The 14,401-nt window shown below is 54.2% G+C and carries 12 protein-coding genes and 1 other RNA gene; 11 read left to right on the top strand and 2 right to left on the bottom strand.

What is annotated here, in order from left to right:
• Window positions 1-39 precede the first annotated feature (39 nt).
• Both ssrS and zapA read right to left on the bottom strand, forming a co-directional pair.
• Window positions 40-223: non-coding RNA, 6S RNA (gene ssrS / locus RAHAQ2_RS25105), on the bottom strand.
• 47 nt (window positions 224-270) lie between these two features.
• Window positions 271-600, bottom strand: coding sequence for a cell division protein ZapA (gene zapA, locus RAHAQ2_RS17270; RefSeq protein WP_013576788.1), 330 nt, complete (start codon window positions 598-600; stop codon window positions 271-273).
• Window positions 601-853: 253 nt separating this feature from the next.
• Here zapA and RAHAQ2_RS17265 point away from each other — a divergent pair, with 253 nt between their 5' ends.
• The 11 genes from RAHAQ2_RS17265 (at window position 854) to RAHAQ2_RS17215 (ending at window position 14,400) form a co-directional block, all read left to right on the top strand.
• On the top strand, window positions 854-1,426 hold the full coding sequence (locus RAHAQ2_RS17265; protein WP_015690331.1) for a YecA/YgfB family protein: 573 nt from the start codon (window positions 854-856) through the stop codon (window positions 1,424-1,426).
• A 60-nt stretch (window positions 1,427-1,486) separates the two neighbouring features.
• Window positions 1,487-2,803 (top strand): Xaa-Pro aminopeptidase, encoded by a 1,317-nt coding sequence (gene pepP, locus RAHAQ2_RS17260; protein WP_015698456.1) that lies wholly within the window; start codon window positions 1,487-1,489, stop codon window positions 2,801-2,803.
• A 1-nt stretch (window position 2,804) separates the two neighbouring features.
• Window positions 2,805-3,983: a 2-octaprenyl-6-methoxyphenyl hydroxylase gene (ubiH, locus tag RAHAQ2_RS17255; protein WP_015698455.1), complete on the top strand. Its 1,179-nt coding sequence runs from the start codon at window positions 2,805-2,807 to the stop codon at window positions 3,981-3,983.
• A 17-nt stretch (window positions 3,984-4,000) separates the two neighbouring features.
• Window positions 4,001-5,227 (top strand): FAD-dependent 2-octaprenylphenol hydroxylase, encoded by a 1,227-nt coding sequence (gene ubiI / locus RAHAQ2_RS17250; protein ID WP_015698454.1) that lies wholly within the window; start codon window positions 4,001-4,003, stop codon window positions 5,225-5,227.
• 310 nt (window positions 5,228-5,537) lie between these two features.
• Complete coding sequence (gene gcvT, locus RAHAQ2_RS17245) at window positions 5,538-6,635, top strand: glycine cleavage system aminomethyltransferase GcvT (RefSeq protein WP_015698453.1); 1,098 nt, start codon at window positions 5,538-5,540, stop codon at window positions 6,633-6,635.
• Between the two features lie 54 nt (window positions 6,636-6,689).
• Window positions 6,690-7,076 (top strand): glycine cleavage system protein GcvH, encoded by a 387-nt coding sequence (gene gcvH, locus RAHAQ2_RS17240; RefSeq protein ID WP_015698452.1) that lies wholly within the window; start codon window positions 6,690-6,692, stop codon window positions 7,074-7,076.
• Window positions 7,077-7,185: 109 nt separating this feature from the next.
• Window positions 7,186-10,059: an aminomethyl-transferring glycine dehydrogenase gene (gcvP, locus tag RAHAQ2_RS17235; RefSeq protein ID WP_015698451.1), complete on the top strand. Its 2,874-nt coding sequence runs from the start codon at window positions 7,186-7,188 to the stop codon at window positions 10,057-10,059.
• 376 nt (window positions 10,060-10,435) lie between these two features.
• Entirely contained in the window at window positions 10,436-11,374 is a 939-nt protein-coding gene (locus RAHAQ2_RS17230) for an IS110 family RNA-guided transposase (RefSeq protein ID WP_014333317.1), read from the top strand.
• Between the two features lie 89 nt (window positions 11,375-11,463).
• Window positions 11,464-12,207, top strand: a complete 744-nt coding sequence (locus RAHAQ2_RS17225) for an SDR family oxidoreductase (protein WP_015698450.1) — start codon at window positions 11,464-11,466, stop codon at window positions 12,205-12,207.
• Window positions 12,208-12,537: 330 nt separating this feature from the next.
• Window positions 12,538-13,395 carry a DeoR/GlpR family DNA-binding transcription regulator gene (locus RAHAQ2_RS17220; protein WP_015698449.1) on the top strand — a complete coding sequence of 286 codons (858 nt, stop codon included), beginning with the start codon at window positions 12,538-12,540 and terminating at the stop codon, window positions 13,393-13,395.
• 18 nt (window positions 13,396-13,413) lie between these two features.
• Window positions 13,414-14,400 (top strand): substrate-binding domain-containing protein, encoded by a 987-nt coding sequence (locus RAHAQ2_RS17215; RefSeq protein ID WP_015698448.1) that lies wholly within the window; start codon window positions 13,414-13,416, stop codon window positions 14,398-14,400.
• The last annotated feature ends 1 nt before the right edge of the window (window position 14,401 follow it).

Genomic DNA, 14,401 nt, shown 5'->3' with positions numbered 1-14,401 from the left:
AGATACAAACACCAGAAAGGGATGTACCGAAAAGAAAGGGGAATCTCCGAGATGCCGTCGCAGGCTGTAACCCTTGAACCCATGGTTCAAGGTGAACGTGCTGTCGCAATCTTTAGGCTTCTCGGACGGGCCGAGCATGCGCACCGATTACGGATCATCACATTCTGTTGGTACTAATTATCGGCTCAGGGGACGGGCCCGCTGGCGAACATCTCAGAGAAATTTTTTACCGTTTCTGACGACCTGTGACCAGTCAGTCAGCAACGTGTGTTATTCGAAAGGCGCCCCTTCACGTTCAGAGATCCGGCCTTGTTCGAGCAATGCCTGCTCGATGGTTTGTTGCAACATCCGTATACGTTGTTCCATATTGGATGCGTAATCGCGCGTTTTCAACCTTTCCTGAGCAAGTTCGTGACATACGTTCAATGCCGCGATGAATACCAGTTGCTCTGTATTGGTGACTCTAGTGCGAACTTTCAGATCTTGCAACCGCTGATTAAGATCTTCAGCTGCCAGATTCAGTGCTTCCTGTTGTTCTGGCGGACAATTCACCCGTAAAGAGCGACCAAAAATTTGAATATCTACCGGTTGTGCAGACATGCCACCTTCCTGCTGATTTATTCATCCGCCCCAACGTGACCACTACGACCTGGCGCAGGATGTTGGAAGCGGGCGCCACTATAACTATCTCAATACCAGGTTACAACCCCATGACCGACTGACTGCTGCCCGATTGTTCAGGGCGTGCCATTCATGTTTAAGAGCACCCAATCACGGGCTGCTAATCTGGTACTACGACAGACCTTGGTGGTAGCATAACACGAACTTAACCTGCCAACGATGGCGAATGCGCATGTCTATAGAGAATACTTACCCTACTTACGATTCGTTGGATCAAAACCTGAAACAACAATCGGTTGCTTTGACTGCAGCAGAAATGCACGGTTTGATCAGTGGCTTGCTGTGCGGTGGCAATCGCGACGGCAGCTGGCTGACGATGGTGCATGATCTGACTAACGAAGGCATGGCCTTCCCGCACACGCTGGCAGATTTGCTGCAACAATTGCGCAAAGTGACGTCAGACACTCTCGAAGATGACAGCTTCGAATTCAAAATGTTGATGCCCGACGATGAAAAACACATCTTTGAGCGTGCCGATGCCCTGGCCGGATGGGTTAACCATTTCCTGCTTGGCCTGGGCATGATGCAGCCCAAACTCGCCAAAGTGAAAGGCGAAGTCGGTGAAGCGATCGACGATTTGCGCAGCATCGCGCAACTGGGCTACGACGAAGATGAAGATCAGGAACAACTGGCGCAATCTTTAGAGGAAGTGGTGGAGTATGTCCGTGTTGCTGCCATTCTGTGCTTTGGTGAATTTGGCCACAGCCGCCCGACGGCTGCGGAAAATCACCGTACTTTGCATTAATGGTACATTGCATTACATAAACTGATTGCACTCATTAAAACGATTTCAGGAGAAGGTGTGATGACTCAGCAAGAGTACGATAATCGTCGTCAGGCGCTGTTAGCGAAGATGGCACCGGGAAGCGCTGCGGTAATTTTTTCTGCGCCGGAAGCCCCACGCAGTGCCGACAGTGAATATCCGTATCGTCAGAGCAGTGATTTCTGGTACTTCACCGGTTTCAATGAGCCGGAAGCGGTATTGATCCTGGTGAAAAGTGATGAAAATCATAACCACAGCGTCCTGTTTAACCGCGTCCGTGATCTCACCGCTGAAATCTGGTTTGGTCGTCGTTTAGGTCAGGAAGCCGCGCCCGCCAAACTGGGTGTGACCAAAGCGCTGCCTTTTGATGATATCAACGATCAGCTTCACCTGTTGCTTAACGGTCTCGACGTGCTGTATCACGCACAGGGCGATTACGCCTATGCGGATGAAATCGTTAACCGTGCCATGGAAAAACTGCGCAAAGGCTTCCGCCAGAATCTCTCGGCCCCGGCCACTGTCACCGACTGGCGTCCGTGGGTGCATGACATGCGCCTGTTCAAATCGGCTGAAGAGATTGCCGTCATGCGCCGCGCCGGACACATCACCGCGCTGGCCCATACCCGTGCGATGGAAAAATGCCGTCCGGGCATGTTCGAATATCAGCTTGAAGGCGAGATTCATCACGAATTCACCCGTCACGGTGCACGTTATCCTTCCTATAACACCATCGTAGGCGGCGGCGAAAACGGCTGCATCCTGCATTACACCGAAAACGAATGTGAACTGCGTGACGGCGATTTAGTGCTGATCGACGCCGGTTGTGAATATCAGGGTTATGCCGGTGATATCACCCGCACGTTCCCCGTGAACGGCAAATTCAGCAAAGCGCAGCGCGAAATCTACGACATCGTGCTGGCGTCAGAATATAAAGCGCTGGAAGTGTTCGGGCCGGGCAGCAGCATTCAGGCCGCGACCGAAGCCGCAGTTCGCGTGATGATTGAAGGTCTGGTCAAACTGGGCGTGATGAAAGGTGACGTTGAAACCCTTTACGCGGAGCAGGCACACCGCCAGTTCTTCATGCACGGTCTTTCCCACTGGCTGGGGCTGGACGTTCATGATGTCGGCCATTACGGTTCAGTGGATCGCAGCCGGACGCTGGAACCGGGCATGGTGCTGACCGTTGAACCGGGTCTGTATATCGCGCCGGATGCCGACGTACCGGAAGCATACCGCGGTATCGGTATCCGCATCGAGGACGACATTCTGATCACCGCTACCGGTATTGAAATTCTGACCGGCGATGTGGTGAAAGAAGCCGATGATATTGAAGCGTTAATGGCGGCGGCAAAGAAATAATATGAGCATCGTAATTGTTGGCGGCGGCATGACCGGTGCCACGCTGGCGCTGGCGATTTCCTCGCTGACGCAGGGACGTTTGGCGGTGCATCTGGTGGAAGCCACTGCGCCGGAGCATCACGGGCATCCGGGTTTTGATGCCCGTTCGATCGCATTGGCGCAGGGAACCTGCCAGCAATTATCGCGGGTGGGGATCTGGCCTGTGCTGGCGGCAATCGCCACGCCAATCCGTGATATCCACGTCAGCGATCGTGGTCACGCGGCCTTTGTGAATCTCAATGCCGCGCATTATGGCGTTGAGGCGCTGGGGCAGGTGGTTGAGCTGCATGAAGTCGGTAAGCGCCTGTTTGCGATGCTGAAAAATGCCCCCGGCGTCACGCTGCATTGTCCGGCCAAAGTCACGGATGTCGCGCGTTCACAAGATTCCGCCAGCGTGACGCTCGACAGCGGTCAAACGCTGACAGCGCAGCTTTTGGTGGCCGCTGACGGTTCGCATTCTTCGCTGGCAAAAGCCTGCAATATTGGCTGGCAGCGTGAAGATTACGGTCAGATTGCCGTGATCGCGAATATCGCCACCAGCGAACCGCACAAGGGTCGTGCTTTTGAACGTTTCACTCAGCACGGGCCGCTGGCGTTACTGCCGATGTCCGATGGCCGCAGTTCGCTGGTCTGGTGTCATCCGCGCGAAGCGAAAGAAGAGATCGATAACTGGACTGAAGCACAGTTCCTCAGTGAGCTGCAAAAAGCGTTTGGCTGGCGTCTGGGCACCCTGAAACAGGCCGGTAAACGTTTCAGTTATCCGCTGCAATTACAGAAAGCCAACAGCCATATCAGCCACCGCCTGGCGCTGGTGGGCAATGCGGCGCAAACGCTGCATCCGATTGCCGGGCAGGGTTTTAACCTCGGTCTGCGTGACGTCATGACGCTGGCGGAAACGCTGGCCCGTGCTGCCGCACAAGGCACTGACGTCGGCAGTTACCGCGTGCTCAATGAATATCAGCAGCGCCGTCAGCCTGATCAGCAGGCGACCATTGGCATCACCGATGGCCTGATCCACCTTTTTGCCAACCGCTGGCTGCCATTAATGGTCGGACGCAATTTCGGTTTACTGGCGATGGAAAGCATTACGCCGTTGCGCGATGCTTTCACCCGAAGAACATTAGGTTGGGTTGACCGTTAAGCCTTACAGGAAAAATTATGCAATCTTTTGATGTGGTTATCGCCGGTGGCGGAATGGTCGGTCTGGCGCTGGCGTGCGGATTACAGGGCAGCGGTTTGCGCGTTGCCGTGCTGGAAAACCAGCAACCGGATCTCGATTCGCCGTTGCCGGAACAGCCGGGTTTACGGGTTTCGGCGATCAATGCCGCCAGCGAACGTCTGCTGAAATATATCGGCGTCTGGGACAACATTATTGCTCAGCGTGCCAATGCCTATCAGGGGATGGAAGTCTGGGATCGCGACAGCTTCGGCAAAATCGCGTTCCGCTGCGAAGAATACGGTTTCAGCCATCTGGGCCACATTATCGAAAATCAGGTGATCCACCGTGCTTTGTGGCAGCGTGCGGAAAAATCTTCTGACATCACACTGCTCACACCGGCAACACTGAAAAATGTGGCGTGGGGCGAAAATGAAGCCTTCATTACCCTTAGCGATGATCGTCAGCTCAGTGCGCGCTTAGTCGTGGGAGCGGATGGTGCACAGTCATGGCTGCGTCAGCACGCCGATATTCCGCTGACCTTCTGGGATTACCGCCATCATGCACTGGTGGCGACCATCCGCACTGAAGAACCGCACCAGTCTGTCGCACGGCAGGTATTCCACGGCGAAGGTATTCTGGCATTTCTGCCGCTGGCGGATACGCATTTGTCTTCTATCGTCTGGTCAGTTTCGCCGGATGAAGCGCAGCGCCTGAGTGCGCTGGAGCCGGAAGAATTCAACAAAATTCTCGCCAGCACCTTTGACCTGCGCCTTGGCGTTTGTGCCGTGGAGAGCGATCGCCTGACCTTCCCGCTGACCGGTCGTTATGCCCGCAGCTTTGCCGGACAGCGTCTGGCGCTGATCGGGGATGCGGCGCACACCGTACATCCGCTGGCCGGGCAGGGTGTCAACTTAGGTTTTATGGATGCCGCCGAACTGGCCTCTGAAATCAAACGTCTGCAAAAAGAAGGTAAAGATTTCGGCCAGCATATGTACCTGCGCCGTTACGAACGCCGCCGCAAACACAGCGCTGCGCTGATGCTTGCCGGGATGCAGGGCTTCCGTGAACTGTTTGCCGGTGACAATCCTGCCAAAAAACTGCTGCGCGATATCGGCCTGACGCTGGCGGATTCCCTGCCGGGCGTGAAACCGAAACTGGTCCGTCAGGCGATGGGGCTGAATGATTTACCGGAATGGTTACAGGACGAATCGCTTCGATTGAAATAATCTAATTTCAGCTAAAATTTTCCATTACATTTTCTAATCCGGGGCCGGATTTCTCATTCTGCAAATGGTGAGAAATTCGGCCTTGTCGTTATATAACATCGATACTTTTGCTGTTTATTTGTAGATTTTGCGCCACAAACCCCAGTTTACCAGTCAAAAACTCTGCACAATGCCTCTGTGAAATCACTGACATCTCCACCGCTCTGCATATTTTAACTTATGGTTAGCAGGGAGATTCAGTGGTAAGTTCAGGCAAAGGGTATCGTTTGCGCGGTGTGCTGTTTATGCACTTAATTAAATGAGGAATAAGATGGTTAAGCAGACTCAGCTTTATGAACAACATGTTGCGTGCGGCGCGCGTATGGTCGATTTCCACGGCTGGATGATGCCTCTGCATTACGGCTCTCAGCTGGATGAACACCACATCGTGCGTCAGGATGCCGGTATGTTTGACGTCTCGCACATGACCATTGTTGATCTCCACGGCGCCCGTACCCGTGAATTCCTCCGTTATCTTCTGGCGAACGATGTCGCCAAACTCACCGTTCCCGGCAAAGCCCTGTACACCGGCATGCTCAATGCCTCCGGCGGCGTGATTGACGATCTGATCGTCTATTTCCTCAACGAAAATTATTTCCGTCTGGTGGTCAACTCCGCGACCCGCGAGAAAGATCTGGCATGGATTTCGCAACATGCAGAACCGTACGCTGTCGAACTGACGGTGCGTGATGATCTGGCGCTGGTTGCCGTGCAGGGGCCGCAGGCGAAAGAGAAAGCGGAAACGCTGTTTACCGCCGAACAAAAACAAGCTGTCGCGGGCATGAAGCCGTTCTTTGGCGTTCAGTCGGGCGATCTGTTTATCGCGACCACCGGTTATACCGGCGAAGCGGGTTATGAAATCGCATTGCCACAAGAACAGGTTGCCGATTTCTGGCAGAAATTGCTGGCCGCAGGCGTGAAGCCAGCCGGTCTGGGGGCGCGTGACACACTGCGCCTGGAAGCAGGTATGAACCTGTACGGTCAGGAAATGGACGAAGGCGTTTCACCGCTGGCGGCCAACATGGGCTGGACCATTGCCTGGGCACCGGAAGACCGTAATTTTATTGGCCGTGACGCGCTGGAAAGACAGCGCGAGCAGGGCACTGATCAACTGGTCGGCCTGGTGATGACCGAGAAAGGTGTATTGCGTAATGAACTGCCGGTGCGATTCACCGACAGCGCGGGTAACACCCTGGAAGGCGTGATCACCAGCGGCTCATTCTCGCCGACGCTGGGCTACAGTATTGCACTGGCACGCGTTCCGGCGGGCATCGGCGAAAACGCCATTGTGCAGATCCGCAACCGTGAAATGCCGGTAAAAGTCACTAAACCCGGTTTTGTCCGTAACGGCAAACCGCTGGCGCAGTAACGTATTTAATTGAGCAGAAATAGAAAAATTTAAAACGTTTTCAGGAGATTATCGATGAGCAATGTCCCGTCAGATTTGAAATACGCGTCTTCCCACGAGTGGATTCGTTCAGAAGGTAACGGCGTTTACACCGTAGGTATCACCGAACACGCACAGGAATTACTGGGCGACATGGTATTTGTTGATCTGCCCGAAGTTGGCCGTGAAGTTGCCGCCGGTGAAGACTGCGCCGTGGCGGAATCCGTCAAAGCAGCTTCCGACATTTACTCTCCGATCAGCGGCGAAATTATTGCGGTAAACGCTGAACTGGAAGGTTCCCCGGAGCTGGTGAACAGCGAGCCATATGACACCGGTTTCCTGTTCCAGATTAAAGCGTCTGACGAAAGTGAACTGGCTAACCTGCTTGATGCAGAAGCCTATTCAGCATCCATTGAAGACTGATTAAATACTGTTTTACCCGCCCCGCAACCCGCTTGCGGGGCAAATCAGGACCCGTAGCTTTTGTCAGTATCCCAAGACACCTCCAGCAGATTTCAGGAATGCGTAGCAAATGACTCAGACTCTCAGCCAACTCGAACACAGCGAAGCCTTTATTGGCCGCCATATCGGTCCGTCTTCTCAGCAGCAGCAACAAATGCTGGAAACGGTCGGTGCGGATTCCTTAAACGCGCTGATCCAGCAGATCGTTCCGGTCGATATCCAGTTACCCGGCCCGCCGGCTGTCGGCGATGCCGTCACGGAACATCAGGCGCTGGCTGAGCTGAAAGCCATTGCCAGCCAGAACCAACGCTATAAATCCTACATCGGTATGGGTTACAGCGCGGTGCTGACGCCGCCGGTTATCCTGCGCAACATGCTGGAAAATCCGGGCTGGTACACTGCCTACACGCCTTATCAGCCGGAAGTGTCGCAGGGCCGTCTTGAAGCATTGCTGAACTTCCAGCAACTGACGTTAGACTTAACGGGGCTGGATCTGGCTTCTGCTTCTTTGCTTGATGAGGCGACTGCCGCAGCCGAAGCGATGGCGCTGGCAAAACGTGCCAGCAAACTCAAAGATGCCAACCGTTTCTTCGTGGCTGACGACGTGCATCCGCAAACGCTGGATGTGGTGCGTACCCGTGCGGAAACCTTTGGTTTTGACATCATTGTTGATAAAGCCGAAAAAGTGCTCGAGCTGGAAGGCGTATTTGGCGTGCTGTTACAGCAGGTTGGCACCACCGGTGAAGTGCATGATTACACCGCGCTGCTGGGCGAACTGAAAACCCGCAAAATTATTACCAGCGTTGCCGCTGATATTATGGCACTGGTACTGCTGGCTGCGCCGGGCAAACAGGGCGCAGACGTGGTCTTCGGTTCCGCGCAACGCTTTGGTGTGCCGATGGGCTACGGCGGTCCGCACGCGGCCTTCTTCGCCTGTGTAGACGAATTCAAACGTTCCATGCCGGGCCGTATCATCGGGGTTTCCCGTGATGCCGCAGGCAAAACTGCACTGCGTATGGCGATGCAGACCCGTGAGCAACATATCCGCCGCGAGAAAGCCAACTCCAACATCTGTACCTCGCAGGTTTTACTGGCGAATATTGCCAGCCTGTATGCGGTATTCCATGGCCCTGAAGGCCTGAAACGTATTGCGTCCCGTATCCACCGTCTGACCGACATTCTGGCCGCTGGCCTGAAACAGGGCGGCCTGACACTGCGTCACAACACCTGGTTCGATACGCTGACCGTTGAAGTCAAAGATAAAGCTGCCGTGCTGGAACGCGCGCTGAGCTTCGGCCTGAACCTGCGTACTGACATTCACGGCGCAGTCGGTATCACCCTCGACGAAGCCACGTCCCGCGAAGACGTTCAGATTCTGTTTGCTGCCCTGTTGGGTGACGACAACGGTCTGGATATCGACAAACTGGACAAAGCCGTATCGACTGACAGCAACGCCATTCCTGCCGCCATGCTGCGTGTGGATCCGATCCTGACCCATCCGGTATTCAACCAGTACCACAGCGAAACCGAGATGATGCGTTACATGCACCGTCTGGAGAAAAAGGATCTGGCGCTGAATCAGGCGATGATCCCGCTGGGTTCCTGCACCATGAAACTCAATGCTGCGGCAGAAATGATCCCCATCACCTGGCCTGAATTCGCTGAACTGCATCCGTTCTGTCCGACTGAACAGGCTGCCGGTTATCAGCAAATGATTGGGCAATTGTCACAATGGCTGGTTCAGCTCACCGGTTATGACGCGGTGTGCATGCAGCCGAACTCCGGCGCGCAGGGCGAATACGCCGGTCTGCTGGCGATCCGCCGTTACCATGAAAGCCGTAATGAAAGCAGTCGTCACATCTGTCTGATCCCAAGTTCAGCGCACGGCACTAACCCGGCATCCGCACAGATGGCGAGCATGAGCGTGGTGGTGGTGGCCTGTGATAAACAGGGCAACATCGATCTCAGCGATCTGCGTGAAAAAGCGGCGAAAGCGGGCGATGAGCTGTCTTGTATCATGGTGACTTATCCGTCAACGCACGGTGTTTACGAAGAAACCATCCGTGAAGTTTGCCAGATTGTGCATCAGTACGGCGGTCAGGTTTACCTTGATGGCGCGAACATGAACGCCCAGGTGGGCATCACTACGCCGGGTTATATCGGCGCCGACGTCTCGCACCTTAACCTGCATAAAACCTTCTGTATTCCGCACGGCGGCGGCGGTCCGGGTATGGGGCCAATCGGTGTGAAAGCGCATCTGGCGCCGTTCGTTCCGGGACACAGCGTGGTGCAGATTGACGGCGTACTGACCCAAAACGGCGCGGTTTCTGCGGCTCCGTTCGGCAGCGCTTCCATTCTGCCAATCAGCTGGATGTACATCCGCATGATGGGTGCGGAAGGCCTGAAACAAGCCAGCCAGGTCGCTATCCTCAATGCTAACTACATCGCGACCCGTCTGAAAGACGCGTATCCGGTGCTGTATACCGGCCGTGACGGTCGTGTGGCGCATGAATGCATTCTGGATATCCGTCCGCTGAAAGAAACCACCGGTATCAGTGAAATGGATATCGCCAAGCGCCTGATCGACTATGGATTCCATGCCCCGACCATGTCATTCCCGGTGGCGGGTACGCTGATGGTTGAGCCAACCGAATCAGAAAGCAAAGTGGAACTGGATCGCTTTATCGATGCACTGCTGGCGATCCGCAGTGAAATCGACCGCGTGGCGCAAGGTGAATGGCCGCTGGCAGACAACCCGCTGGTGAATGCACCGCACGTGCAGAACGAGCTGGTCAGCGACTGGAACCATCCGTACACCCGCGAAGTCGCAGTCTTCCCGGCCGGTTATGACAACAAATACTGGCCGACCGTGAAACGTCTCGACGACGTGTACGGGGACAGGAATTTGTTCTGTTCGTGTGTACCGATGTCAGATTACGAGTAAGACTGCGGTCTGCTCCTCGCTGAGAAGGGGGAGGAGAAAAGCTCGATCGGCTCCCTCCCCTGCGAAGGGGAGGGTTGGGGTGGGGTATTAAGGTAAGAATCCCAAAATTAAAGTTTGCTTTGTCAAAGTGTTAGTCCTTAAAACCCCCTCCCAGCCTTGTATGTTCATTTCAATGATTGATTTACGTCGTTGATCATTGAAATCTCTTTCAAGCATCTATTATTTTAACGAGTTCTAAACTGATGTAGCAGCAAGTCCGGCCTCTGGGACATCAAGCCCGTGGGGGAGCATTCCTGCGTTACGTCAGCTCATTTTTAACCCGAACAGCTGCCTGGGCGGTGCCTGCACCAGCCCGTATCTACAAGGACGGGAAATAATGAATCAGTCCCCAAAAGCATTTGTCGGCGTCGATATTTCTAAAGAAACCTTCGATGTTTTTATTAACGTTGGCAATTTCTATCAGAAGTTTACTAACAACCAAACTGGCCATGTCGACTTCATTAATTTGCTTAAAAATTATGAGGTTGCACAGATAGTCATGGAGGCTACGGGTCGTTATCACTGTGTGTTAGCCGCAAATTTATCTGTGGAAAACTATCCCGTATCGGTCGTAAACCCACGGCAGGTTAAGCATTTTTCCTTATCGCTCGGGAATCTCGCGAAAACGGACAAACTTGATGCCATGGTGCTGAGTCGCTTTGCACAAGTCGTGTTGCCGCCGCTGACAGTAGCAAGTGATGAGCAGACCCAGCGGCTTGCGCAAATGGTGACAAGACGGCGTCAGTTGATCGATATGCGGACGATGGAAAAAAACCGCCTTGATGGTGTCCATCTTGATGTTGCGGAACTCATTCACCATCACATCGAGTGGCTGAACAGCCAGATAAAAGATCTCGATGATGACATTGGACGACAGTTGCGTGTGATGCCACTGTGGCAGGAGAAAGCAAAAATCCTGAGCAGTGTCAAAGGCGTAGGCCCAACAACGACGGCGACGTTATTAGCACTTTTGCCTGAATTAGGAACACTGAGTCGGAGGAAAATTAGTGCTCTGGTGGGAGTGTGCCCTTATTCACATGACAGCGGAAAGCTCAAAGGGAAGCGAGCTATCTGGGGAGGGCGTTCAGCGGTGCGGGCTGCATTGTATATGGCTGCGCTGGTGGCAAAAAAGAATAATAAGGAAATCAAGAGGTTTTACGACGGTCTCATCGCTCGGGGAAAGTTAAAGAAAGTTGCGCTAACAGCATGCATCCGGAAACTGGTGACAATCCTGAATGCGATGGTGCGAGATGGCCGTGAATGGGCAGCAAATTAATCGCTGCCGGATTGACATTCGACACAGCTGCTCCCCCTTCGCAGGGGGAGGAGTAAGCACTTTTCTCACTTCCCCCAATGGAGTCACTCATGAAAATCGCTCTCGTCACCGGCGCCAGTCGCGGTATCGGCCGTGCAACGGCTGTCCTCCTTGCCCGGCAGGGTTATGCAGTCGGTGTTAATTACCTCAATAACGAAACCGCAGCGCAATCCGTCATCGATGAAATCCATCAGGCCGGTGGTAAAGCGCTCGCGCTCAAAGCCGATATTTCCGATGAAGCGCAGGTTGTCGCGATGTTCAAACAGTTAAGCGCTGAACTCGGGCCGGTCACCGCGCTGGTGAATAACGCCGGGATTTTGTTCCAGCAGACGACCATCGAAAATCTCTCTGCCGAACGTATCAACAAAGTGCTGTCCACCAACGTGACGGGTTATTTCCTGTGCTGCCGCGAGGCGGTGAAAATTATGTCGCACCGGCATGGAGGAAAGGGTGGAGCGATTGTGAATGTGTCTTCGGCGGCTGCCCGTCTGGGTGCGCCGGGTGAATATGTGGATTACGCCGCATCGAAAGGCGCGGTGGATACCCTGACCACCGGTCTGGCGCTGGAAGTGGCGGCGTACGGTATTCGCGTTAACTGCGTGCGTCCAGGTCTTATCTACACCGAAATGCACGCCAGCGGCGGTGAGCCGGGGCGTGTCGATCGCGTGAAAGCCAACCTGCCGATGCAGCGCGGCGGTCAGCCGGAAGAAGTGGCACAGGCGATCGCCTGGCTGCTGTCGGATTCTGCTTCCTATGCCACCGGCAGTTTTCTCGAACTGGCAGGCGGCAGATAATCAGAGTAAGTCATTGATAACGGGGATAGCTCTCCGTTCACTCCCCCAAACGGTCAATTCCACACAAACGGTCATTAGCGGTCATTAAATTGCACGAGGAATTGTGACCGTTTGCAAATCTGTTGCTGTCTTGTTGCAACGTAAATAACGATTTAATGCCGTTCCCGCCACAGATCCAAACTTTAACATTTCATCTTTTCTCACCTTTTCGTGACAACTATCACAGGACGATTGTGGCAAAAAATGCGCACAGTCGCCTTTGAGGCACTGCGCATTCCGTAAACATCCGGCTGCGTATCCTATTTGACATCGGGAAAGAGGAATCACCACATGCTGCCAGTAGAGCGACATCGTTATATCACCGAAATTCTCAGCCAGCGCGGACGCATATTAGTGCAGGAAGTGGCGCAGTTATGCCGCATCTCGCTGGAAACGGCGCGGCGGGATCTGGCGCTGCTGGAAAAGCGCGGCGTGCTGTTACGCAGCCACGGCGGCGCGGTGTTTATGGAACATTCGGCGGGCGAAAAAACTTACGTGCCTTCGCAGATTGAACAGGGCGAATCCTTTCGTGACCGCAGCAATCAGTCGCCGGACAGCAAAACGCGCATCGCCAAACGGGCATTGCAACTGATTAATCCCGGCGATTGTCTGCTGCTCGACAGCAGTTCCAGTAGCTGGTTTTTGGCCCGCCAGATGCCTGATATCCAGCTGGTGGTGCTGACCAACTCGGTGCACATCATCCAGACGCTGGCGGTGAAAGCCAATGTGCGCGTCATCGGACTGGGTGGCGAATACTCGGCGAAATATGAAGATTTCGTCGGCGTGCTGGCCGAACAAATGCTGAAAGAGTTCGTCATCAACAAACTGTTTTTCTCCTGTCACGGTATCAGCCACGAAGGCGGCATCCGTGAAAGTAATGAGCATCATGCGCGGCTGAAACAGCAAATGCTGCTTTCCTCCGAGCACAAAATTTTGCTGGCTGACTCCAGCAAATTCGGCCGCCGCTCTTTTGCGCGGATCTGCCACTACCGGGAAATCGACACACTGATAACAGACCATCTGGAGGATGAAGAATTCCGCCAGGAACTGGCCTGGAGCAACGTTAACGTGATTGAAGTTTCTCCGTCACCCCTACAGAAAAAAACTAAAAACAGCCGCAACGGCCCGTTAGCTGCGGCACATAACTGACCTCCCAGGAGAGTAAACATGATCAAGAAATCCGTTCTTGCCTGCCTGTTCGCCACAGCCATGTTGTCCCTGTCAGCGCATGCCGCCGACAAAATTCGCATGGGCGTGGTGGTGAAAGTCGGCGGTAACGCCTGGTTCAACGCGATGGAAGCCGGGATCAAAAGTGAAGCCGCCAAACGCGGGATCGACGCGTGGCAGGTCGGGCCGACCAGCGCGGATCCGGCATTGCAGGTGCGTGCGATTGAAGATCTGATCGCCCAGAAAGTGGATGTGATCGGCGTGGTACCCAACGACGCCCGCGTGCTGGAACCGGTGCTGAAACGTGCGCACGACGCCGGGATCAAAGTCATCGTGCATGAATCGCCGGATCAGAAATATGCCGACTGGGATTTCGAAATGGTCGATGCCACGCAGCACGGCATTAATCACATGATCGCGCTGGCGCAGTGCATGAAAGAGAAGGGGGATTATGCGGTGTACGTCGGCAGTTTAACCGTGCCGCTCCATCAGAAATGGGCCGATGCCGCCATCAATTACCAGAAAGAGCACTATCCGGATATGCATCTGGTTGGCGACAAATTTGGTGTCGGTGAATCCCTTGATGACAGCATCCGCACCACCAACGACCTGATGTCCAAAGACGCCAATCTGAAAGGCATTCTGGCGATTGGTTCGCAAGGCCCGATTGGCGCAGGCCGCGCGGTGCTTAACCGTGGCAAAACTGACGATATCTGCGTGTTCGGCCCGTTCAGTCCGGGTCAGGGTGCCAGTCTGGTGAAAGCCGGGGCGATCAAAGGCGGCTTTATCTGGAACCCGATGGTCGCCGGTGAAGTCTTTGTACGCCTCGCCGAGAAGCTGGAAAAAGGCGAAAAAATCACTGACGGCATGACCATTGAAGGCATGGGCAAAGTGAAAGTGGACGAGGCAACGCACACCATTCTGGGCAATGAAACCGAAAGCCTGGATAAAGCGAACCTGCCGAAACTGGTCAAAATGGGGCTGTAAT

The organism is Rahnella aquatilis CIP 78.65 = ATCC 33071 (assembly GCF_000241955.1).
GTDB lineage: Bacteria > Pseudomonadota > Gammaproteobacteria > Enterobacterales > Enterobacteriaceae > Rahnella > Rahnella aquatilis.
Note: the sequence above shows the minus strand (reverse complement) of the source record. Positions and strands in the feature narration are given on the sequence as shown.

Excerpts from the sequence above, each read along its gene's own strand:
- zapA (WP_013576788.1), bottom strand. The coding sequence starts at position 600 with ATGTCTGCACAACCGGTAGATATTCAAATTTTTGGTCGCTCTTTACGG.
- RAHAQ2_RS17265 (WP_015690331.1), top strand. The coding sequence starts at position 854 with ATGTCTATAGAGAATACTTACCCTACTTACGATTCGTTGGATCAAAAC.
- pepP (WP_015698456.1), top strand. The coding sequence starts at position 1,487 with ATGACTCAGCAAGAGTACGATAATCGTCGTCAGGCGCTGTTAGCGAAG.
- ubiH (WP_015698455.1), top strand. The coding sequence starts at position 2,805 with ATGAGCATCGTAATTGTTGGCGGCGGCATGACCGGTGCCACGCTGGCG.
- ubiI (WP_015698454.1), top strand. The coding sequence starts at position 4,001 with ATGCAATCTTTTGATGTGGTTATCGCCGGTGGCGGAATGGTCGGTCTG.
- gcvT (WP_015698453.1), top strand. The coding sequence starts at position 5,538 with ATGGTTAAGCAGACTCAGCTTTATGAACAACATGTTGCGTGCGGCGCG.
- gcvH (WP_015698452.1), top strand. The coding sequence starts at position 6,690 with ATGAGCAATGTCCCGTCAGATTTGAAATACGCGTCTTCCCACGAGTGG.
- gcvP (WP_015698451.1), top strand. The coding sequence starts at position 7,186 with ATGACTCAGACTCTCAGCCAACTCGAACACAGCGAAGCCTTTATTGGC.
- RAHAQ2_RS17230 (WP_014333317.1), top strand. The coding sequence starts at position 10,436 with ATGAATCAGTCCCCAAAAGCATTTGTCGGCGTCGATATTTCTAAAGAA.
- RAHAQ2_RS17225 (WP_015698450.1), top strand. The coding sequence starts at position 11,464 with ATGAAAATCGCTCTCGTCACCGGCGCCAGTCGCGGTATCGGCCGTGCA.
- RAHAQ2_RS17220 (WP_015698449.1), top strand. The coding sequence starts at position 12,538 with ATGCTGCCAGTAGAGCGACATCGTTATATCACCGAAATTCTCAGCCAG.
- RAHAQ2_RS17215 (WP_015698448.1), top strand. The coding sequence starts at position 13,414 with ATGATCAAGAAATCCGTTCTTGCCTGCCTGTTCGCCACAGCCATGTTG.